Raw genomic sequence first — 21,547 nt, 5'->3', positions numbered from 1 at the left:
TCTCCAAGCCCCTACATTTGTTATTTAATTGCGAGTGACGACCGCCTCAATATGAGCCGTTTGAGTTTTTACATTTGTCTTAGCATCAACTTGACTCTCAACAGAGGCGATCGCCCAACGTAGTGGTTCACCATGTTTGGCTAGTTCCTGCTCGACAGTTTTAGCGATCGTTTCTTGATTTTCATTAATCTCAATTTCCGCAGTAATAAAATGGGTAGTCATTGTGTTTGATCTTTATAATTTGATAGGTAAGTATGTATGGAGACTTGGCTGCCACACAACTTTATTAATGGATAGAATTGTATAGCGCATCGAACCACGCAAACTAGGAGATGAGTGTCGGCGCGAAGCGCCGACACTCATCTCCAACAAAACTAGCGACAGCTATACATTCACTGCTAGACTAAACAAAAGAAAAATTTAACGATTAGCACATTTACTGAATCGATGCCTCAAGACACTGTTGCGACTGTTTCGACTTCTGCTCCCAATATCACCACAGACGAAGCTCTAACCATTTACGAAGACATGGTATTAGGGCGTACTTTCGAGGATAAGTGCGCGGAAATGTATTATCGCGGAAGAATGTTTGGATTTGTGCATTTGTATAACGGTCAAGAAGCCGTTGCTACTGGTGTAATCAAAGCAATGCGTCCCGATGACTACGTATGCAGCACCTACCGCGACCATGTTCATGCACTCAGCGCAGGTGTCACCGCCAATGAAGTCATGGCTGAACTGTTTGGCAAAGAGACAGGATGCAGTAAAGGTCGCGGCGGCTCAATGCATATTTTTTCAGCAAAAAATAATTTCTTAGGGGGCTATGCCTTTGTCGCAGAGGGGATTCCCGTTGCCTCAGGAGCAGCATTTCAGTCCAAATATCGCCGCGAAGTGATGGGCGATCCCAATGCTGACCAAGTAACGGCTTGCTTCTTTGGTGATGGGGCAAGTAATAACGGTCAATTTTATGAAACCCTGAATATGGCGGCTTTGTGGAATTTACCAATCATTTTTGTGATCGAAAATAACGATTGGGCGATCGGCATGAAGCACCATCGTGCTACTTCTGATGTGCGGATTCATAAGAAGGCAGAAGCTTTTGGGATGCCGGGGTTTGAAGTTGATGGGATGGATGTTTTGGCGGTTAGGGAACTGGCTCAGGAAGCAATCCGTCGTGGTCGTGCTGGTGAAGGCCCCACTGTTTTAGAATGCATGACCTATCGCTTTAGAGGGCACTCCCTAGCCGATCCTGACGAGTTACGGAGTAAGGAAGATAAGGACAAATGGTTTGGTCGCGATCCAATTAAAATTTTTGCTAGTCGCGTTCTGGAGCATGGCTTAGTAGAAGAAAGTCAGTTGAAAGCGATCGACAAAAAGATCCGTGATGTAGTTGAGGAATGTGTCCGCTTTGCTGAAACATCACCTGAGCCAGATCCTAAGGATCTATTCCGATATCAATTTGCTGAAGACGAGTAATAATTCAGTTCGTTGTTTTAGAGAGTGTTTGAGAAGCACATACGCGAGTGCGAGATAATCTAAAATGTTTTTTGAGAGAGGGTTTGCTACGCAAACCCTCTCTCAAAAAACTGATTTTTATAACGAGAATTACTGAAAAACTATGACAATACTTTTGTGAATTGGTATTTGATGCTATGTTTCCTATTACACAGACTCAAATAAAATATTCCTATGGTTGCACCTTGGGCAGGAGAGCTAGAACTAGAATTTGCAAAAAGGCATCAGCAAACTTTACTTGCTCGTAGCTATACCGTAGCTCCTTGGAGAATACAGCGATCGCTATATCCCGAAGGTGAAGAAGTTTGTCATTGCATTCTATTGCATACCGCAGGTGGACTAGTGGGGGGGGATCGCCTATCTGCGAAAATCCATCTTCAACCCCACACTCAAGCCCTGATCACTACAGCAACCGCCAGCAAGATTTATCGCAGCACGGGGGCAGAGTCCCTCCAAAATATCCATATTCGCATTGATGAAGGGGCAAGTTTAGAATGGTTTCCCCAAGAAACGATCGCCTTTGCCGAAGCCAAATATCGTCAAACCACAAGAATAGACCTTGCTTCAGAGGCTACCTGTACTCTGTGGGAAATCGTCAGGTTTGGACGCACAGCAAGAGGCGAGAAATTTCTAGATGGTAATTGGAGATCGCATACGGAGGTATGGCGAGATCAAACTCCTCTATGGATTGATCGGCAATATCTAAATGGGAATTCGGAAATGTTAGGAAGCCCTAATGGATTAAATAACTATGCGATCGCTGCTAATTTCATTTTTGTGGGTAAAACAATTGAGCCTGAACTAATTAACTGCATTCGCTCTACTTGGGAGCAGGGTAATTATCAGGGAGTCTCAGGAGTGACGCGATCGCTAACAGGTTTAGTCTGTCGATATTTTGGTGATTCTTCTAGCGATGCGCGTAAATGGTTTCAGCAAATTTGGCAGCTTTTGCGTGTATCCTATAGAAATAGAACGATTTGCGTACCGCGAGTTTGGTAACTTTTTAATTTTGTCAAAGGCAATATTTAAGAAGTAAGTAAATGCGTACCTAAAATTTGGTAACTATCCATGCAACTTACGCCTCAAGAAAAAGATAAATTGCTGATTTTCACAGCCGCTCTGTTAGCTGAACGGCGCAAAGCTAAAGGTTTGAAGTTAAACTATCCTGAAGCGATCGCTTTTATTAGTGCCGAAATTATGGAAGGGGCGCGAGAAGGGCGCACGGTTGCTGATTTGATGTCATACGGTGCGACTTTGCTAACCCGTGATGATGTAATGGAAGGCATCCCCGAAATGATCCATGATGTGCAAGTGGAAGCAACTTTTCCCGATGGCACAAAACTGGTTACAGTGCATAATCCTATTCGCTAATTTAGCTGTGGAGGTTTGAGATGATTGCGATCGCGGAAACACATCCTATCAATCAACAATGGAGGCAAAACAATGATAGTTGGTGAAATCATTACCCAAGAAGGGGATATTGAATTAAATGCTGGGCGGGAAGTAATTACAATCAAGGTTGCCAATTCAGGAGATCGCCCCATCCAAGTGGGTTCCCATTATCATTTTTATGAAACTAATCGAGCTTTAATCTTTGATCGCGATCGCACCAAAGGCACACACCTCGATATTCCTGCGGGAACCGCAGTTCGTTTTGAGCCAGGAGATGAGAAGGAGGTTAATCTAGTTCCCTATGTAGGCGATCGCGAAGTTTATGGATTTAATGCACTGGTTGAAGGCAAGTTAGAGGACTAGTTTATGGTTACTACATTTGCTGCGGAAAAATTGACACTCTATGATTTGGAAAAGTCTTTTGATTTGACTTTGTGCGATCACGCTGACTTTTTCCCAGAATGGAATATTGAGACTTTAACAATATCAGGCAAAGAAAAAGAGCAATTAGACCGTATCAAAACTAATTACATCCATTTGTCTAAGCGTCCAATGCTTGAAGAAATGGTAAAAATGGTTGTGTTGTCACCACTTCTAGACATCGCAGGATTTTATCAATCTCCATTTTATTCTGTTGCCGAAAAATCTGTTAAGGTTTCCGTTAAAGATGAGAACTTAACAATTCGCGGCAAAATTGATGTCTTGGTACTGCAAGATCGGTTTTGGATTTTAGTAATTGAATCCAAACAAGTCGGAGTTTCGTTACAAAAAGGGATTCCTCAAGCACTAGCCTATATGTTGGCTAATCCTAATCCAGCAAAAGATGTTTACGGAATGGTTACAAATGGCAGTAATTTTATTTTCTTGAAACTAGCATGGCGAGATAAACCTATTTATGGAATTTCCGATGAATATACATTAATGCGTCATGAGAACGATCTATACGAGATCTTGCAAATATTAAAAACTATTGGAACCATAATCATTTAGGACTTAGAACTATGAGCTACAGAATGTCTCGTCGTGCTTACGCAGAAACCTATGGACCAACCGTTGGCGATCGCGTGCGCTTAGCAGACACAGAACTATTTATCGAAGTGGAACGCGATTACACCACCTATGGCGATGAAGTCAAGTTTGGCGGCGGCAAAGTGATCCGTGATGGCATGGGACAATCACCAATCACGCGAGAAGGCGGTGCGGTGGATGTAGTGATTACAAATGCGCTAATCCTTGATTGGTGGGGAATTGTCAAGGCAGATGTGGGCATTAAAGACGGCAAAATTGTGGCGCTCGGCAAGGCGGGAAATCCCTATATTCAGGACAATATCGATATCATTATCGGAGCTAGTACCGAGGTAATCGCAGGGGAAGGACGCATTCTCACCGCAGGTGGTATTGATTCGCATATTCACTTTATCTCACCACAGCAAATTGAAGTAGCGATCGCTTCGGGAGTTACGACCATGATTGGCGGCGGCACAGGTCCTGCCACTGGCACTAATGCCACCACCTGTACACCTGGGGCTTGGAATATGGCGCGAATGTTAGAATCCGCCGAAGCTTTCCCCATGAATTTAGGTTTCTTAGGTAAAGGCAATAGTAGCAAGCCCGAAGGCTTAGTAGAACAGATAGAATCAGGAGCGATGGGTTTAAAACTCCATGAAGATTGGGGAACCACCCCTGCCACGATTGATACTTGTTTGGGTGTTGCTGATGAGTATGATGTGCAGGTTGCCATTCACACCGATACTCTCAACGAGGCGGGTTTTGTGGAAGATACGATCGCTGCCTTCAAGAACCGCGTGATCCATACCTATCATACTGAAGGTGCAGGCGGCGGTCATGCACCTGACATTATCAAAATTTGTGGTGAAGCGAATGTATTGCCTTCTTCCACTAATCCCACTCGTCCATATACTTTAAATACTTTAGACGAACATTTGGATATGCTGATGGTCTGTCACCATCTTGATCCGAGCATTCCTGAAGATGTCTCTTTTGCAGAGTCACGTATTCGCCGCGAAACGATCGCTGCTGAAGATATTCTCCATGACCTTGGTGCATTCAGTATGATATCTTCCGATTCGCAAGCAATGGGAAGAGTTGGAGAAGTAATTACGAGAACTTGGCAAACTGCCCACAAGATGAAAGTCCAGCGCGGTGTGTTAGCAGATGTGGAAGGACTAAATCGTGCTGATAACTTCCGTGCGCGGCGCTATGTGGCTAAATATACGATCAATCCTGCGATCGCTCACGGTATTTCCGAATATGTGGGTTCCATTGAAGTTGGTAAAATCGCTGATCTCTGTTTGTGGTCACCAGCCTTTTTTGGTGTGAAACCTGAAATAGTGCTTAAGGGTGGTTTCATTGCATGGGCGCAGATGGGTGATGCCAATGCTAGTATTCCTACGCCGCAGCCTGTGCATATGCGTCCCATGTTTGGCAGTTACGGCAGCACGATCTCCAAGACCTCTTTTACTTTTATGTCCCAAATTGCGATCGAGCGCGGTATTCCCCAGCAGCTAGGATTACAAAAACAGGTATTGGCAACTAAGGGAAATCGCAACATTAGCAAGCGTGATTTGAAGCTTAATGATGCTTTACCACGCATCGAAGTTGATTCGGAAACCTATGAAGTCCGTGCCGATGGTGAACTATTAACCTGTGAACCTGCTTCAGTGTTGCCAATGGCTCAGCGATATTTTTTGTTTTAAGGCACTTTTTAAGCAAGTCTGGTAAAAGGTTTGTTTCCCCGCCTTCGGCGGGGAAACAAATCCATACTGCACTAGATTGGTAAACGCCCTAGTAGGTGATCGCCAAATAATTGGCTAAACCAAGCAACCCATAAAACCTTCACGCAGCTTGTCGCCATCTAAATGTCTGCCGATGAAGACCAATTGATTCTTGCGAAGTTCATTGTCTTTCCAGAGACGATCGCGGTTTGCCTCAAACTGCATATGCACACCTTGAAATACTAAACGCTCCTCCGAACCAGAAAGATTGAGGATTCCTTTAGAACGGAAAATATCTTGACCTTGAGTTTTCAATAATTCACTAATCCATACTTGGAACTTGTAAGGATTGACGGCTCCTGCTTCTAAAATGCTGACCGAACCAACTTCCTCATCATGGATATGGTGGTGATGATCATGGTGTTCATGCTCATGATGGTGGTGTTCATGCTCATGATGATCGTGGTCGTGGTCATGGGCATGATCATGTTCTTCTTGGGCTTGAGCAGCGAGAAATTCTGGGTTCTTTTCAAGAATGCGATTGAGGTCAAATCCGCCAACATTGAGAACCTTATTAATGCTGTTCTCGATATTCTCAGTGTTGGTTTGATTTAACTGGACGCGATCAACTCTGGCTAAAATATTGAGATGTTTGATTTTTGCTTCTAATTCCACTAATTCCGCTTCAGTCACCAAATCAGTTTTATTCAGTAAAATTATATCGGCAAAACCAATTTGTTCAAGAACTTCGCGATCGCCCCAATGTTGTTGGACATGCTTAGCGTCAACTACTGTCACCACAGCATCAAGCTCAACTTGTTTATGAATATCTTCATCCATAAAGAAAGTTTGAATCACAGGACCGGGATCAGCTAATCCCGTGGTTTCGATCAAGAGATGATCAAATTTATTGCGGCGGCGCATCAGGTTCCCAATAATCCGAATCAGGTCACCACGGACTGTGCAGCAAATGCAACCATTATTCATTTCAAAAATTTCTTCGTCAGCACCGATGACCAGTTGCTGATCGATACCTACTTCGCCAAATTCATTGACAATCACAGCAACTTTCTTACCATGCTCAGCCGTGAGGATATGATTTAGTAAGGTGGTTTTGCCTGCGCCGAGGAAGCCTGTTAGGACGGTAGCGGGGATTTGTGATGTTGCAATCATAGATTAGGCCAAACGCTGGTGATGTCTACAAAAAATTTACTAAAAATGATTATAGCGCCCTTAACTTTCAAAAACCTGAGAGATGATGGCAGATGGCAGTACGCTGTGTTACAGCAATTACCGATCAAACCAAACCAAGAAAATTTTTGAAAGCGTTGCTTTGCAACGCTTTCAAAAATTTTCTTGTGGTTCGTTTGATCGGTAATTGCTGTAATTATGGTTAGATACTTAGAAATATTTATTCTTCTGAATTGGTAGAAATATGTTGAACTCTAAAAGCTTTTATGATCGCAGGGGTAAGCAAAATAGCAATGGCGATCGCGCAGCCAAGAGCAATATATGGGTTGAGAATAATTAGACGGGAGGTTGGTACTGAGGCATCTACACTAAAAACATCATCAAAAACCGTAGGAATTTCCAGCATATTATCGGCAGATGGCGGTGAGATCCAATTTAGAGAAGCGGCGATCGCAGGAAACATGATGGAACTAAAAAGACACAAACTCAGAAATCTTGCCCAAGATTTTAAATACCACAATCCGATCGCCAATAAAATTGGCACAATGCTAAATCCTAGAAAAGCAATATTAGAAACTAATTGCAAATTAATTGAATTGCTATCTACCAAAGGAACATTGCTTTCTAATAAGCGATAGATATAAAAATTAAGAATGCGATCGCAAATCAAGACAATACTCATCCCCAACATCGTAGTTGCAAGAGTGGTAATTGCGATTGGGCGTTTGACAGTTTTAGATTTCATCATGCTCATAGTGTGAGTTTTAGATTGAGAAGGAGCTTCGTGCAGTGACAATCTTTCGATTAGGGTTGGCTGAGATAGCGTGGCAAATGGCGAAACAACTTGCTAGACTGCATCATACGGAAGGTGTAAAAACTAGCAGTTGGCAAAAAGATAATCATCGACCAACCAAACTGATCGGGGACTTCTATTTGAAAAAATGTGGGGAAGGCTAACATCAAAACTGTTGAAATGCCAACCGATAAACAACCCAGAATAAAAGCAGTCAAGTTTTTGAAAAGAGTTTGTACTTTCCATATCGATATATTTGTAATATGCCAAAATACAAAGAGACAGAAAAGCATCCCAATAAAAGTACTAACACATTGCGCTTGACCCCTAGCAATATCCGCAAAAGCCTCTGTGTTAATCACAGTTGAACTATAGGGAACCTTTAGCAAAGCCCAACCACTGATGTAATAGGAAAAGACATAGCCGATGGTCATCGTGATCGCCCCAAAAATACCAGCAATACAGCTATAGCCCAAGACATCGCGTAAGAAGTTCTCAAGTCTCACAGGTTTTAGCCAGCCAAAGGCAATCCAAATCGTCGGGAAGCCAACTACAGCCATAGTTAAAACTGTCATGTGACGAGGTTCGACGGGAAAGGGAAGTTGCACAAATCCTGCAAAGGAAATTGTCAGAATCACCATAATATTTTTGGTGAGATAGAGCAGAGCCGTAGAGAGAATCTTCTGTTTAATGTCATCTCCTGCGCTAAAGGCTTGCGGTAGAGCAGAAAGATTATTGTCAAGTAGAACGATATCCGCCACATCTTTACTGATCTGTGCGCCATCATTCATCGCGATCGCTAGTTGCGCTTCCTTAAAGGCGGGTACATCGTTGACCCCATCCCCAACCATCCCCACATAGCCGCCACGCTTCACCATTGATGAAATTAAACGACGTTTCATGTCGGGGGTAATTCTGCCAAAGACTGCACCAGAAGCGGCGGCTCGGCTAAAGGTGGGTGCATCCATCGCTTCTAACGTCTTTTGGGTAAACACCGCATCATCGGGAACCGCAATTCCTGCCTGACGGGCGATCGAGGCAACAGTTTCGACACTATCGCCTGAAATTACTTTGAGGCGAATATTTTTGTTTTGCAATTCGGCGATCGTCTCGATTACATCAGGACGGAGACTATCTTCAAGCAAGACCAATCCGCGATCGCGTCGATTATTAGGTAAGGCGGGATTTTTTTCAGAAGTATCAAAGCTATCTTCGCTGGTAACCACAGCGATCGCCCGCAATCCTTGTCTTCCGTATTGCTTAGCTCTTTCCTGCATTTCAGGATTGGCAAATAAGATTTCGGGCGCACCAACCATGATTGTTGTGCCGATATCAATCGCGATCGCCCCCCATTTACGTCCAGAACTAAAGGGAACTTCGCTAACAAATTTGGCTGGAGATCGGGGCTTATCCGTAAAAGTTGCCATCGCCTTGGCACTACTATTCTGAGAACCCATCAGATTTGTATAGAGAGCAATTAACTCGCGAAGCGAATCCTCATCAGTATCTCCCAAAGGCACAATCTCTTTAACGACAAGCTTGTTTTGGGTCAGCGTACCCGTTTTGTCAGTACAGAGAATCCGCACACTATTCATCGAATCAACAGCATTGATCTTTTGAATCAAGGTGCGCCGCTTACTAATTTCCACCGCACCGATCGCAAAGGCTACGCTAATCGATAGGATTAAACCTGCTGGCACAAAGCTATTGATGATTACCGAAGCATAGCGAATCGTGTCCACCATCGTCCGCCCCGAATTGAGGCTGGATGCAACATGCAAAAAGGCAGCCACAATCAGCACTAGCACAAAAATTTCGACGAGAACATCAATCTTTTTCTGTAAAGGTGTAAAGACTCGCTTATATACTCGCGAAGACTGCGATAGCTTCACCGCATAGCTTTCATTGCCAATTTTGTCGGCACGAAATACGCAACTTCCTGCTAAACAGAAGGAACCCGACAGCACAATGTCATCAATTTGTTTAGCCACAGGATCGGATTCCCCTGTGAGCAGTGATTCATCCATTTCTACATTTTGGGATACCAACACTGCGCCATCCACGGGAGCGCGATCGCCTGGATTCAGTTCGATCAGATCATCACGTACCACCTCACCTACAGGAATCTCCTTCGATTCACCATCTCGCCGCACCTTCACCTTCTGCACTGACAGTAGAGCTAGCTTATCTAGCGTCAGCTTGGCTTGAATTTCTTGGGCTACACCCACAAGAATATTCATAAATACTGAAAATCCTGAAAAGATCGCATCGGTAATTTGTCCGAGCGCCATCATCAAGATTAAGACCACACCAAAAGTAACGTTAAATAATGTAAAAACGTTTTCCTGAAAAATGTCCTTAAAGGTGCGGCTTGATCGCATCACTACGACATTAATATCGCCGCGCCGTCTTCTATCAGCGACTTCAGCTTCACTAAGTCCTATGTCGGGATTGAGTGAAATATTTGGTGAGGCGTTCTCAGGCGAGTCTGATGTATTTGCTGATGTAGATTGTGGCATAGACACACAGGTATCATTTTTAGTAAGCAGTATAAGATCTCTAAGTCAATATTGAAAATCAGAGTTTAAACTTAATTTCTATGATTACGTTGCAAGTAAATGGTGACGATCGCACCTGTGAGTCAAATCTCACGATGATCGAATTACTGAAATATTTAGGAATGAATCCTCGCCTAGTGGCGGTGGAATACAACGGTGAGATTTTACATCGTCAACTATGGGAAAACACGATTATCCAAAATAGCGATCAACTAGAAATTGTAACTATCGTAGGTGGTGGTTAAATTGAGATATGAGTTTGTATTCTCAACTAACAGCGCTTTGCGCTCAAACCCAAACTAAGAAAATTTTTGAAAGCGTTGCAAAGCAACGCTTTCAAAAATTTTCTTGTGGTTAGTTTGATCGGTAATTTAGGATAATGAAGAATATTCTACGGCGCACTCTCACAACCTATTTAGGATTGCTATATTGCTCAAAAACAAGAAAATGAGATTATCTATCATTATTCCTACGATCAATCGTTATCATGACTTAAATAATACTTTGTCGGATCTTAGTCAGCAAAGTTATAAAGATTTTGAGGTTATTATCATTGACCAAACACCAATTACGGAATTCCAAGTAATTACGAACAATGAGTTAGTGCTCTACCACTATCACTCTGAAATTCCCTCAGCTTCAGCAGCACGTAATATAGGAATACAGAAAGCCAAAGGAGAGATCATTCTATTTTTAGATGATGATGTCATCATTGAGAACAATGACTTTATTCATAATCATATTCGCCATTATATCGATCCAAGAGTCTCAGGAGTTGCTGGTCTAATTTTGGCTCAAAATCAGGTTAAGCGTTATACCCGACACTGGATGAGTTATAGACCTGATGTTGGTTGGCTTTACTTCCCCAGAAACTATGGTTGCGCCTGTTTGGTGGATGGTGGCGGCTCTGGTAATTTATCGGTACGTCGGCAAGTAGCCTTAGATGTTGGTGGTATGGATGAAAACTATATTAAGGGAGCGCATCGAGAAGAGTCTGACTTTTGTCTTAGAGTGAAGCAAAGATATGGTCAGTTTGTTTATGATCCAGATGCGGATTTAGTCCACATTGGTAATCCTCAAGGTGGTTGTCGTACTTGGATTAGTAATCAGCAGGTTATGCCAGATCATCACTTCTTTGGCTGTGCTTATTTTATATTAAAAAATATACCTCTTACCCAATACCCAGATCATTTATTTTGTGCATTACGCTACTTTGTATTTAACAATAAAAACATAAAAAATCCTTGGTTAATAGGAGTTTCCATTGTTAAATTATTCAATGGATTTAATCAAGCACAGAAAACTCTTAAATCTCAAAATAGATGAAAATTATTTTTATTTCTGAACATTATGAGCCAATCTTAGGAGGAACTACTACCTATGTAAAGTCTGTTTGTGAACAGATATCAACTCTAGGTCATTCAGTAGAGTTGATCGCACCTCAAAATACAACTATTGGCAAATTAAATATCGTACAAATTCATTCCAACTGGAGAATCCACTATATCGGATTAGGCTGTAATCTTACTAGTATTCCTCGAAATTTGCGATTTAAATTTGTTGAAAATGTCAATATTTATCTACATCAAATTGTTGATGAATTAAAGCCAGACATCATTCATCTACTTTTTGGTATGTTCTTACTAGAAAGACTTAAAATTGAAGAATTTAAGATTCCATTTTGTGTAACTATACACAATATTCCACCAAGGGAGTGCGGGACTTCTTGGTTAGGAGATAGTCATTGGAGATATGTTACAGATATTTTAAGGAAAAAAGCTGTAGGCTGGATTAATTATCGGAGGCTGCTAATCCATAATTATGACACTTATATTACAGTTAGCGCTCAGACAAAACAGATTTTGTCAGCAATATTGCCAGAAAGAAAGATTGTAGAAATTCAACTTGGAGCAAAATCACCCAACCCTATAGAACCTTATAAACCTAAACTTATCAATGATCAGAAGTGTCAAATACTAACAGTTGGTGGATATGTTCCTCACAAGGGACACCATTTATCTTTAAAAGTAGCTTCGCAATTATTGGGTGATAACTTTCAGTTCTTTTGGACAATAATTGGAGTAATTCGCAATCAAAGATATTATAACTATTTGCAAGATAGGATTACAGAATTAGGGTTAAATGAGGTAGTTAATCTTAGGGTCAATGTAACTGAACAAGAATTGCAGTTAGCATATTATAATAGCCACATTTATGTACAACCTTCTTTAGAAGAGGGGTTTTGCCTTGCCACGCTAGATGCTGCCTTTTATGGAATACCAATTATAGGTACACCTCAAGGAGCTATTCCTGAGATTATTAAGCAGGCTAAAGGAGTGCTAACAGAGGCATATTCACCTTCAATTGCTAATGCAATTACTCATACATGGAATCTACTTCCTGAATATGTCTACAACGAGGATACACTCACTACTATTAGACAAAAATATTCATGGCAGCGAGTAGGACAGGAAATGATAGAAACCTACAAAATATTGACTACTAATGCAATCTGAATCACTTCAATTATATGGACAAGGTATTTGGGACTATATTGTTCTTGCAATTTTTGCTGCTGTAACTATATGGATAGCATTCACTAAACCTTATCGAATTATTTATATTTTGCCAGCTTGTTTAACTTTTTACTTTTTTATTGAAATGGGGACTAGGTGGACTCCTGAGAAAATAGTCCCCCCAATATTTATACTTTCACTAATATTAAATCCGCATGTGAAATTCAATCTAGAAATATTTAAAGACTCTTGGTTTAGGTCGTTTTTAATAGTAGTATTTATGGCTACTATCTGGGGGCTATTTAGTAGTGAAAATTACGCCATTTTAGAAGGGAAAAATTTTAGTTTTCAATCTCCATTTTTTAGAACAATAATTCAAATGTTTACATATTTGAATTACTTACTGATTTATTCAATTATTTGGTATAACTCCCAAAATATTGATAGAGTATTGTCATTTTTTAGATTTTATATAGGTACTACAACTTTTTTATGTTTGTATGCGGGCTATCAAATCCTTGCATATAATATCAGTCTGCCGTTTAGGGGGATTGTTTATAATGCTGACAAGGTAGGTATTGGAGCTTTTAAATCTGCTGAAGATTTGATTTTTAGAGTTAATTCATTTTGTATTGAACCGAAGCAATTTTCTATAACTCTTGCTATTTCTATAATTTTACTAATAGTCAGCTTGGACATACACCAAAAACAATTTGAAATTAAATTGTTTTCTAGGAATTTTCTATCTTACTTTTTAATACTCATTCATAGTATTTGTTTTTTTCTGACTTATTCCTCTTCAACATATATTTCTGTATCTATATTTGTCATTTTTTATCTAATGATAAACATCTCAAAAAATGGATTTAGTAAATCTGTCAATTTAATAATGTTATGTATTGTCGGTTTTCTAATTATTTATTTATTATTTGATCTGAAATTTTTTGATGATATATTTCAGTCTCGTATCAGCAATCAGCTTAACACAAGAAGGCTTGAGTACTATGCTTTAGATCTCATATTAAGAAAGCCTGAATTAATTGTATTTGGTGTAGGCTTAGGTAACTATAATTTTCTACTGAATCAAGAATTCGCTGGAAGTGCTGGGGTTTTTGAAGGTGGTTTTTTAGATGTTTTAAGTTCCCATCTTTTGACAATCTTATTTGATATTGGACTCGTAGGAGCTAGTATTTTGTGGTTTCCTGCATTAAAGCTTGTATTAAATTACACTAATCGTCTGTTCGATTCTTATAAGAATAATTCGATATATATTTATGATATTTTTTCCTACTTATTCTTAGGACTTTTTTTTATTGCTATATTTCTAAATCCTACTTCTACTTATCTAGCTTTTCTGGCTGCTTTTAGAAGTTTGAATGGCAGAAGACTTTTTCCAAGTAGCAATAATTATTAATCCTCTAAGAAGTCTTTTTTTGTAGCTGTAGCCAGACCCAAGAGATGAGTAGCGGCGCTTTGCGCCACTACTCATCTCTTGGGTTTTATGTCCTAATTGCTATAGCTATAGCTATAGCAATCCTAAATAGGTTGTGAGAGTGCGCCCCGAAGGGGCGCACCTCTCAACCCTCAAAATCTTACAACTCATTTAGGAGCGCTATATAAGAAATGATGTTACATAGAACGCTGAGAATGGGTCTTGGAGACCAAGCCCCTACAACCAATATGTAGGGATTTGGTCTCCAAATCATCTTTTAAAATGATATAGAAACGGTATGGCGATCTTTTTTCTACGTAACATCAGTTAAGAAATAACGTAGACATTTCTTAACTTGATATTAATCCTCAATAAACTGTAAAAGAAGGTAGTGCTTTGTGCGGTCTTCTTTTATAGCTTATTGAGGAGGATCAACCCAGCGATCGTCGGATTTAATTAGTGCGATTAACTGTTCTACACCCTCGGCTTCAGGCACACGCTTGATTTCTTCTTTGCCACGATAAAGTGAAATTATGCCGGGGGTTTTGCCGACATAGCCATAGTCAGCATCTGCCATTTCTCCAGGTCCATTGACGATGCAACCCATAACCGCAATGTCTAACCCAACTAGGTGACTGGTGGCTTCACGAACTTTATGCAAGACTTCTTCGAGGTTAAATAGAGTCCGACCGCAAGATGGACAGGCGACATATTCCACCATGGTTTTGCGGAGTCCGAGGGACTGCAAAATACTGTAGCAAACTGGAATCTCTTTTTCAGGCGCTTCGGTGAGAGAGACGCGGATAGTGTCACCGATTCCTTGGGCGAGTAATGTAGCAATACCAGCAGTGGACTTGATCCGACCATATTCGCCGTCGCCTGCCTCGGTTACACCTAAATGTAAGGGATAGTCCATACCAAGTTGATCCATGCGCTTGACCATCAATTGATAGGCGGCAATCATCACAGGGACGCGGGAAGCTTTCATAGAAATGACGATATTTCTAAAGTCAAGATCTTCACAAATGCGAATAAACTCGATCGCTGATTCGACCATACCCTGAGGGGTGTCACCATAGGTAAAGAGCATCCGCTCCGCGAGGGAGCCATGATTGACCCCGATCCGCATTGCTTTACCTTGTTCTTTGAGGGACAAAACTAGCGGCTTGAGGGTGTCACGGACTTTTTCAGCAATTTCATCAAATTCTGATTGGGTGTATTCGGTGCGGTTTGCTTTGGGTTTCTCGAATACATAAAGTCCGGGGTTGATACGGACTTTATGTATGTGCTTGGCGACTTCGAGGGCAATTTTCATACCGTTGTGGTGGACATCGGCAACCAGAGGCACATCAAGGTAAGTACGTTTGAGCTTTTGACGAATTTCTGAGAGAGCTGCAGCGTGAGCCATGCTGGGGACAGTAACGCGCACAATTTCGCAGCCAATTTCATGCAATCGGCGAATTCCAGCAACGGAGCCATCAATATCGAGGGTGTCCTCATTAATCATCGACTGCACCACGACAGGAGCGCTGCCGCCAATGGTGATATTGCCCACTTGCACTGGTCGGGTTTTGCGTCTGATGATTACACCAAGATTTTCACTGCCATCGATAATCGGCTCAGCCTTAGCACTTTGTGTGCCATTTTGTGCAATTTTCAGATTCTCAGAAACAGTCGCCATAACACTTTTAGTTACTTTCAGTTATTAGTTTATCTGAAGTCGGTGACAGTAGCTTTGTTTTTATGGTTTTAAAGCTACTCCTCTTTACTACTCCTCTTTGCTACTTTCAAAGCAACACTTTCAAAAAATCTATTGCAACTGCTAGCCTTTTAGTCAATTAGCGACTGATCCCACCTGTGAAAACAGAGAAGAAACGGCTTGTATTAATTGTCCAACACTTGATATAACTACCTGTCCAAAATCCGTCAGACTTAGCCAAATATCCACCCCAACATAAACCTTTAAGTAAATTGCTACTAATACTAGTGATATCGCTGCGATCGCAAATTTACCGACTAATTTCGCTAGAAGTTCTAAAATTGCGGAAGTTGCCCAGATAGCCGCGCCAAGTGCGATCGCCCCAAGAATCAAGCTAAGAGTTTGGTTTGTTTCCATGGGAAAAGAGATCTCCTGTTTAGACAAGTGTAGCGGTCTTGAATTTAGCTTAGGCATAGGTATACCAACATTAAGAAGTAATAGTAAAGTGCGATGCACTTTACTATTACTTCTTAATAATTGCTAGCCGTTTTACGGTGATGGATTGCAGTTAAACCATTAGATTGTAATAGCTTGCCATTCTCGACGATCGCATAGACAATCCAGTGATCGCCACATTCCATGCGCTGGGCAACACGGCATTCTAAATAAGCCAATCCATCAGGCAGAATCAGCCCACCTTCTGTCGGCTCCACTAGTACATCCTTAAAACGATCTTCCCCAGGTGCAAATTTTTTCATGAAGTACTTGCGGAGTTGCTTGCCCTGCTCGAGGATATTCAACACAAAACGATCGCCTTCATACAAGTAGGACTCGATCGCCCGATCCTTGGCAACAGCGATCGTTAAACCAGGGGGATTAAAGGTGGCTTGAGAAACCCAAGAGGCAAGCATCGCCGTGGAGATTTCGCCTCGCTTTGCGGTTAATACACATAGAGAGCCAACAATCCGTCCTACTGCTTGCTCGACGGTACTACCTGGATTAAGTGTTGTGCGAACTTTCTTGGATTTTTTTAAAGCTTGAGCAAAATCGGTTCCCGTCTCTTCGCAAACCTGTAACGTTGCTTCAGTGGGTGTGAACTTAATCCGAATTGGCTCAAAGGCAAGGGTATAGCCAGCATCCTTTAACTTTCCAGCAATAATATCGACAGCTTCACCACTCCATCCATAGGAGCCAAATACACCTGCTTGATAGCTCTTAGTGGCAGTTGATAAAACTATGCCCAGAGCCGTTTGCACCTGTGTTGGCAGATGTCCTCCTAGAGTTGGTGAACCAATTAAGAAACCTGAAGACTTCTCGATCGCCGCTTTGATTTCCTCTGGTTCCGCATTTTCACAATTAATTAGCTCAACTGCAACCCCTGCCTTGGTAATCCCTCTAGCTAAGGCATTGGCGATCGTTGTCGTATTCCCATAAGCTGAAGCAAATAATAGGGCTACAGAAATATTTTGTTGCTTCTGAGCTTCGCTCCATTGACGATAGAGATTAACTAGTTCATGCAGGCCATGCTTTAACATTGGTCCATGTCCAGGGGCATAAAAAACCGCAGGAAAATCAGTTAACTTATCTAAAGCCGCCTCAACCTGACGGACTTGGTTCGCCATCGTACTATCAAAGTAGTAGCGGCGATCGCCTAAGAGATAGCTCCAACCTTCATCAAATACCTGATCGCCACAGATATGCGCCCCAAAGAATTTATCGGTGTATAAAACCTGAGTTTTCGAGTCGTAAGTGCAAAGCTCGTCAGGATGACGGGGTGTAGAGGTGGGAATAAATTTGAGAATGTGTCCTTTGCCGAGGTCAAGGGCTTCTTCACCCCGCACAACTTGAATTTTGAGATTTTCTCCAAATTTTTCTTCTAAACTCTGACGTAAGGCGATCGCCCCTGGGTTAGTACAAACAAAGGTGATACGGCTATTAATTTCCAGTAAAGCCTTGAGAGTCTCAATACGGTTTTGGTTAACATGACCAAGAATCACATAACTAATATCACCAATGTTAATGCGTTTACGTAATTCATCCAGATAAATGGCTGTAAAGGTTTCACCAGGAGGATCGATCAGTGCTAGCAATTTACCTTGAATTAAGAACGAGTTTGCTGTTGTCCCCTTTTCAAGAGCATATTCAATTTCAAAGCGTAGACGATTCCAACTGCGCGATCGCAAGGCAAAGGTTTCTGCGGCAATATAGATTGCTTGTACATCGCGGGGTTTATTTTTAAGCACGATCGCTGTCTCCAAACTATTAAGCTGACGACTTTGCTATGACTCTATAAGCAAATTTCGCTATTTCAATCATAGCGATCAAGTGATCGTAGACGCTGAATTAAGTAGCTAGGAATAAGTAAACCTAAAACCTAGAAAGCTGTCCCGCCCGCTTAGCGGACGGGACAGCTTTCTAGGTTTTAGGTTTTAACTGATGTTACGTAGAACAAAGAACGCCATACTGTTTCTATACCATCTTAAAAGAGGATTTGGAGACCAAATCCCTACATATTGGTGGTTGTAGGGGCTTGGTCTCCAAGCCCCATTCTCAGCTAAAAAGAGTGAAGCAACGCTTCACTCTTTTTAGTTCTATTCTTCTTCGATGCCAAAAACTTGATTAAAGGTTTTGAGAACCTTATAACCAGTGTCAATGGACTCCAGAGGATCTTTGCGGAGTCGGTGACGCAAGCATAGACCGATAACTCGTTTAATATCGTCTACTTCTACTTCTTTACGTCCCTCAAAAGCAGCGATCGCTCTAGCCGCACGATTACTAACGATATCACCACGCAACCCGTCAACATTAAGCTCAGAGCAAACCCTAGAGATATTCAAGCGCAGATCTTGAGGAATATCAACTTCACTGAGAAGAGTTTGCGCTCTCACGATTTTGGCTTGGAGTTCTTCTTGTTGAGTGGCATAGTCTTTGAGAAATCCATGGGGATTACCATCAAAATTAGTGCGTTCTTCCACAACGCGTACACGTAGTTCTGGTTCGCGCACGGTGCGAATTTCAGCATACATACCAAAGCGATCGAGCAATTGGGGCCGTAATTCGCCTTCTTCAGGGTTACCCGAACCAACTAACACAAATCTGGCAGGGTGACGAATCGAGATACCTTCACGCTCAACCGTGTTCCATCCTGAGGCAGCAGAGTCCAGCAACACATCAACAAGGTGATCGTCAAGGAGGTTAACTTCATCAATGTAGAGAATGCCGCGATTTGCCTTGGCTAGTAGTCCAAGTTCAAAGGCTTTAACACCTTCTGATAGAGCCTTTTCAATATCGATTGTGCCGCATACACGGTCTTCTGTTGCGCCGAGAGGCAAGTCCACCATAATTACTTGTTTGGTGCTTACAGGTAGTGTTTCTCCATTGGCAACACGACGGCGCACTTCTTCGCTTTGGAGATCGCCATCGGTGGGATGGCTGCTAAAGGGATCGTCAGCAACAACTTCGATTTCGGGAAGGAGGTCGGCAAGGGCGCGAACGGTGGTGGATTTGCCCGTACCGCGATCGCCCATGACCATCACCCCACCGATTTTGGGATCGATGACGTTGAGCAACAGGGCGAGCTTCATTTCTTCCTGTCCGATCACGGCGGTGAAAGGAAATACAGGTCGTCTTGTCGTTACATTTGGTTTAATGGGAGTTGCAATCAAGGTTTTTTAAATTTTGTATCGATAAACATGTCACTTTAGCCAATATACAACTTTTCACAACCCAAAAGTAAACGCTCATATTCCTAACCGCAATTCTCATTATGAAAACGATTTTGGTGTTTCCATCGCCTGCGGCGATGGAAACACCAAAATCGTTTTTTTTTGAAAGCACGCCTACGGCGTGCTTTCAAAAACCCCAAATAGTAATGGCGGCGCTTCGTGCCGCCATTACTATTTGGGGTTTTGGTTTGAGCTTTTCTGGAAAATCACTGATAGATTATTGGCTGGCATGGGCTGCACTGCTTTGAGGACAAGATTTTGTTGGCCAGCCACCGCAATCACTTCATCAAGATCGCGAACTCCCCATTCTGGATTTTGATTGCGTAGACTAACATCAAAGTCAGCATTGCTAGGAGACGTATGTTTGCCATTTTGTTTGTATGCACCATATAGATAAAGCAGTCCATCCTCTGGTAGTAACTTATTTGTCCCCGACAGCAGACCTAAACAAGCAGCCCAAGGCGCAATATGAATCATGTTGATATTGACGATCACCTGAATGTCTTGATTTGGTAACTGTGGATGTCCTTGCCAATCGGGTTCAGTCACATCAATCGTGAGTGGTGCAAGGAGGTTAGGCGATGGATAATATTTTTGCCAAGCACTGATGCTGGAAATTGCGATCGGGTTAGGGTCAGTGGGTATCCATTGGCGCGGTTGAAGGTGTGGCGCGAAGTAGACAGCATGTTCACCAGTGCCGCTAGAGATTTCAAGAATATTTCCTGTGGGCGGTAAAATTTGCAATAGTGTTTCTAAGATCGCTTCACGATTTCTCAATGTAGCTGGCGCATATTGTCTAGCATCTTGCATAGTTTCGATTTAGGGATGATAGTGATGGGTGAGGCAAAATCATCATATTGCGCGATCGCTGTCGTTAAACTTTTAATCAAGCATCGTTATAGCTATAGCCACCTTCAGGACAAATCAAAACCCAAATAGTGCGAAGCGCCGCCTCATACTATTTGGGTTTTATGTCCTAACAAGAATGGCTACAGCCATACCATTAAACACTGTAAGGCGTAAGGCTAAAAGAAAGATATGCTTTCATACTTTTTGGTAGATCGTGTAGTTTGTGACTTAAACCCATGACAGTTGCGTTAAACTAAAAGCCTAAGTCTCTTAATATGTAGTTGCTTTACGATGGAGTCAATTTTTTCTACTCAAGGCATCATGGTTATGCTCCTCGGTGCATACGCTGTTGCCATGTGGATGTTTCTCACCAGCGCACCGAAAGTACACACGATCATGGTTTCTAACCTCGATCAAGCACGATATTTTTACGAAGGCGAAATGAAACTGCCGATCGCCGACGTGCCGCTACATTATTACTATGGCTACGAATATGGCATGGGCGCACCTGCCGATCCCATTTATATTCCTGCTGAAGCTAGGCGATCGCGATCGCAGCAATATTCAGCAGATATGGAAGGCGCATGGTATCTGCTCAAGAAAAACGTTCAACTGCATGTCGTCCCTGGAGCAAATGTTACTGATGCAAATCGAGGACGGCATATTTGCTTTAATCGTGACTGTGTGGAGCAGATTTTATTACAAATTCAGATTAAGGGGATCAAACATAAAGTTCGCAGCGAGAAGCCACTTAACTTTTTGGTCAAAGATCCTGACGGGCAAGTAATTGAAATCGCTGAAGTTATTAGCTAAACATGGTTTGTCTGTATTTTCTCTTTTTAATTGATAGAAATCTCTCCTTTTTTAACGTGAGTTCGATATAGCCATTTGCGGCGTGCTTCGCACGACGCAAATGGCGAAAAATGGTAAGAATCGCTAAGCGATTCTTACCATTTTTCACAGTCGTCGAACTGACGTTTTTTTAACGTAACGATCTGTTTTTTGCGTGGATTTCATTTCTCTTTCCCCTGTCGTGAATAATGCAGGCTATATCGAATTCACGTTAAGTAACCTAAAAATCTAGAAAGCTGTCCCGCCCGCGTAGCGGGCGGGACAGCTTTCTAGATTTTTAGGTTTTAATT

Annotated in this window: 20 protein-coding genes; 11 read left to right on the top strand and 9 right to left on the bottom strand. The window is 41.9% G+C overall.

Annotation, left to right across the window (positions count from 1 at the left end; translation table 11 throughout):
- Positions 1-24: 24 nt before the first annotated feature.
- Positions 25-222: a hypothetical protein gene (locus tag VB775_RS01050; protein ID WP_281008440.1), complete on the bottom strand. Its 198-nt coding sequence runs from the start codon at positions 220-222 to the stop codon at positions 25-27.
- Positions 223-447: 225 nt separating this feature from the next.
- Here VB775_RS01050 and pdhA point away from each other — a divergent pair, with 225 nt between their 5' ends.
- From pdhA to ureC, 6 genes are all read left to right on the top strand, one after another.
- Positions 448-1,476 carry a pyruvate dehydrogenase (acetyl-transferring) E1 component subunit alpha gene (pdhA, locus tag VB775_RS01045; protein WP_281008439.1) on the top strand — a complete coding sequence of 343 codons (1,029 nt, stop codon included), beginning with the start codon at positions 448-450 and terminating at the stop codon, positions 1,474-1,476.
- 213 nt (positions 1,477-1,689) lie between these two features.
- Positions 1,690-2,514, top strand: a complete 825-nt coding sequence (locus tag VB775_RS01040; RefSeq protein ID WP_281008438.1) for an urease accessory protein UreD — start codon at positions 1,690-1,692, stop codon at positions 2,512-2,514.
- Positions 2,515-2,583: 69 nt separating this feature from the next.
- Positions 2,584-2,886 (top strand): urease subunit gamma, encoded by a 303-nt coding sequence (gene ureA / locus VB775_RS01035; protein WP_281008437.1) that lies wholly within the window; start codon positions 2,584-2,586, stop codon positions 2,884-2,886.
- 72 nt (positions 2,887-2,958) lie between these two features.
- Positions 2,959-3,270, top strand: coding sequence for an urease subunit beta (locus tag VB775_RS01030; RefSeq protein ID WP_281008436.1), 312 nt, complete (start codon positions 2,959-2,961; stop codon positions 3,268-3,270).
- 3 nt (positions 3,271-3,273) lie between these two features.
- Positions 3,274-3,897 (top strand): restriction endonuclease subunit R, encoded by a 624-nt coding sequence (locus tag VB775_RS01025; RefSeq protein ID WP_281008435.1) that lies wholly within the window; start codon positions 3,274-3,276, stop codon positions 3,895-3,897.
- An 11-nt stretch (positions 3,898-3,908) separates the two neighbouring features.
- On the top strand, positions 3,909-5,624 hold the full coding sequence (gene ureC / locus VB775_RS01020; protein WP_281008434.1) for an urease subunit alpha: 1,716 nt from the start codon (positions 3,909-3,911) through the stop codon (positions 5,622-5,624).
- A gap of 114 nt (positions 5,625-5,738) precedes the next feature.
- On the opposite strand, the gene VB775_RS01015 is transcribed toward ureC, so the two are convergent.
- The 3 genes from VB775_RS01015 to VB775_RS01005 all read right to left on the bottom strand — a co-directional run bounded on the left by VB775_RS01015 (position 5,739) and on the right by VB775_RS01005 (position 10,145).
- Complete coding sequence (locus tag VB775_RS01015) at positions 5,739-6,815, bottom strand: CobW family GTP-binding protein (RefSeq protein WP_281008433.1); 1,077 nt, start codon at positions 6,813-6,815, stop codon at positions 5,739-5,741.
- A 238-nt stretch (positions 6,816-7,053) separates the two neighbouring features.
- Positions 7,054-7,578, bottom strand: a complete 525-nt coding sequence (locus VB775_RS01010) for a hypothetical protein (protein ID WP_323216614.1) — start codon at positions 7,576-7,578, stop codon at positions 7,054-7,056.
- A 59-nt stretch (positions 7,579-7,637) separates the two neighbouring features.
- The gene (locus VB775_RS01005) at positions 7,638-10,145 is read right to left on the bottom strand and encodes an HAD-IC family P-type ATPase (RefSeq protein ID WP_281008431.1); all 2,508 of its coding nucleotides are present in this window, start codon (positions 10,143-10,145) and stop codon (positions 7,638-7,640) included.
- An 80-nt stretch (positions 10,146-10,225) separates the two neighbouring features.
- Between VB775_RS01005 and thiS the strand changes: the two genes are divergently transcribed.
- The 4 genes from thiS (at position 10,226) to VB775_RS00985 (ending at position 14,114) form a co-directional block, all read left to right on the top strand.
- Entirely contained in the window at positions 10,226-10,429 is a 204-nt protein-coding gene (gene thiS / locus VB775_RS01000; protein WP_281008430.1) for a sulfur carrier protein ThiS, read from the top strand.
- A gap of 202 nt (positions 10,430-10,631) precedes the next feature.
- The gene (locus tag VB775_RS00995; protein WP_281008429.1) at positions 10,632-11,510 is read left to right on the top strand and encodes a glycosyltransferase family 2 protein; all 879 of its coding nucleotides are present in this window, start codon (positions 10,632-10,634) and stop codon (positions 11,508-11,510) included.
- Positions 11,507-12,700, top strand: a complete 1,194-nt coding sequence (locus VB775_RS00990) for a glycosyltransferase family 4 protein (RefSeq protein WP_281008428.1) — start codon at positions 11,507-11,509, stop codon at positions 12,698-12,700. Before VB775_RS00995 ends, VB775_RS00990 begins: the two co-directional genes overlap by 4 nt.
- The gene (locus VB775_RS00985) at positions 12,690-14,114 is read left to right on the top strand and encodes a hypothetical protein (protein WP_281008427.1); all 1,425 of its coding nucleotides are present in this window, start codon (positions 12,690-12,692) and stop codon (positions 14,112-14,114) included. The genes VB775_RS00990 and VB775_RS00985 overlap by 11 nt, the downstream gene beginning before the upstream one ends.
- 436 nt (positions 14,115-14,550) lie before the next feature.
- On the opposite strand, the gene ispG is transcribed toward VB775_RS00985, so the two are convergent.
- From ispG to VB775_RS00960, 5 genes are all read right to left on the bottom strand, one after another.
- Complete coding sequence (gene ispG, locus VB775_RS00980; RefSeq protein WP_281008426.1) at positions 14,551-15,813, bottom strand: (E)-4-hydroxy-3-methylbut-2-enyl-diphosphate synthase; 1,263 nt, start codon at positions 15,811-15,813, stop codon at positions 14,551-14,553.
- Between the two features lie 153 nt (positions 15,814-15,966).
- On the bottom strand, positions 15,967-16,248 hold the full coding sequence (locus VB775_RS00975; RefSeq protein ID WP_094534262.1) for a hypothetical protein: 282 nt from the start codon (positions 16,246-16,248) through the stop codon (positions 15,967-15,969).
- A gap of 113 nt (positions 16,249-16,361) precedes the next feature.
- On the bottom strand, positions 16,362-18,074 hold the full coding sequence (locus tag VB775_RS00970) for a diflavin flavoprotein (RefSeq protein ID WP_281008425.1): 1,713 nt from the start codon (positions 18,072-18,074) through the stop codon (positions 16,362-16,364).
- A 348-nt stretch (positions 18,075-18,422) separates the two neighbouring features.
- Positions 18,423-19,496 (bottom strand): magnesium chelatase ATPase subunit I, encoded by a 1,074-nt coding sequence (bchI, locus tag VB775_RS00965; RefSeq protein ID WP_281008424.1) that lies wholly within the window; start codon positions 19,494-19,496, stop codon positions 18,423-18,425.
- A 231-nt stretch (positions 19,497-19,727) separates the two neighbouring features.
- Positions 19,728-20,375 carry a DUF938 domain-containing protein gene (locus tag VB775_RS00960; RefSeq protein WP_407072968.1) on the bottom strand — a complete coding sequence of 216 codons (648 nt, stop codon included), beginning with the start codon at positions 20,373-20,375 and terminating at the stop codon, positions 19,728-19,730.
- Positions 20,376-20,696: 321 nt separating this feature from the next.
- On the opposite strand from VB775_RS00960, the gene VB775_RS00955 reads away from it, so the two are divergent.
- Positions 20,697-21,218, top strand: a complete 522-nt coding sequence (locus VB775_RS00955; RefSeq protein WP_281008422.1) for a glyoxalase-like domain protein — start codon at positions 20,697-20,699, stop codon at positions 21,216-21,218.
- The last annotated feature ends 329 nt before the right edge of the window (positions 21,219-21,547 follow it).

Source organism: Pseudanabaena sp. CCNP1317, from assembly GCF_034931345.1.
Classification (GTDB): domain Bacteria; phylum Cyanobacteriota; class Cyanobacteriia; order Pseudanabaenales; family Pseudanabaenaceae; genus Pseudanabaena; species Pseudanabaena galeata.
This window is presented reverse-complemented; position numbering and strand designations above follow the sequence as displayed.

What these genes read in the sequence shown, in the direction of transcription:
- VB775_RS01025 (WP_281008435.1), top strand. Translation starts at nt 3,274, where the DNA reads ATGGTTACTACATTTGCTGCGGAAAAATTGACACTCTATGATTTGGAA.
- pdhA (WP_281008439.1), top strand. Translation starts at nt 448, where the DNA reads ATGCCTCAAGACACTGTTGCGACTGTTTCGACTTCTGCTCCCAATATC.
- VB775_RS01030 (WP_281008436.1), top strand. Translation starts at nt 2,959, where the DNA reads ATGATAGTTGGTGAAATCATTACCCAAGAAGGGGATATTGAATTAAAT.
- VB775_RS01010 (WP_323216614.1), bottom strand. Translation starts at nt 7,578, where the DNA reads ATGAAATCTAAAACTGTCAAACGCCCAATCGCAATTACCACTCTTGCA.
- VB775_RS00985 (WP_281008427.1), top strand. Translation starts at nt 12,690, where the DNA reads ATGCAATCTGAATCACTTCAATTATATGGACAAGGTATTTGGGACTAT.
- VB775_RS00955 (WP_281008422.1), top strand. Translation starts at nt 20,697, where the DNA reads ATGGAGTCAATTTTTTCTACTCAAGGCATCATGGTTATGCTCCTCGGT.
- VB775_RS01040 (WP_281008438.1), top strand. Translation starts at nt 1,690, where the DNA reads ATGGTTGCACCTTGGGCAGGAGAGCTAGAACTAGAATTTGCAAAAAGG.
- VB775_RS01015 (WP_281008433.1), bottom strand. Translation starts at nt 6,815, where the DNA reads ATGATTGCAACATCACAAATCCCCGCTACCGTCCTAACAGGCTTCCTC.
- thiS (WP_281008430.1), top strand. Translation starts at nt 10,226, where the DNA reads ATGATTACGTTGCAAGTAAATGGTGACGATCGCACCTGTGAGTCAAAT.
- VB775_RS00995 (WP_281008429.1), top strand. Translation starts at nt 10,632, where the DNA reads ATGAGATTATCTATCATTATTCCTACGATCAATCGTTATCATGACTTA.
- VB775_RS01005 (WP_281008431.1), bottom strand. Translation starts at nt 10,145, where the DNA reads ATGCCACAATCTACATCAGCAAATACATCAGACTCGCCTGAGAACGCC.
- ispG (WP_281008426.1), bottom strand. Translation starts at nt 15,813, where the DNA reads ATGGCGACTGTTTCTGAGAATCTGAAAATTGCACAAAATGGCACACAA.
- ureC (WP_281008434.1), top strand. Translation starts at nt 3,909, where the DNA reads ATGAGCTACAGAATGTCTCGTCGTGCTTACGCAGAAACCTATGGACCA.
- ureA (WP_281008437.1), top strand. Translation starts at nt 2,584, where the DNA reads ATGCAACTTACGCCTCAAGAAAAAGATAAATTGCTGATTTTCACAGCC.
- VB775_RS00975 (WP_094534262.1), bottom strand. Translation starts at nt 16,248, where the DNA reads ATGGAAACAAACCAAACTCTTAGCTTGATTCTTGGGGCGATCGCACTT.
- VB775_RS01050 (WP_281008440.1), bottom strand. Translation starts at nt 222, where the DNA reads ATGACTACCCATTTTATTACTGCGGAAATTGAGATTAATGAAAATCAA.
- VB775_RS00990 (WP_281008428.1), top strand. Translation starts at nt 11,507, where the DNA reads ATGAAAATTATTTTTATTTCTGAACATTATGAGCCAATCTTAGGAGGA.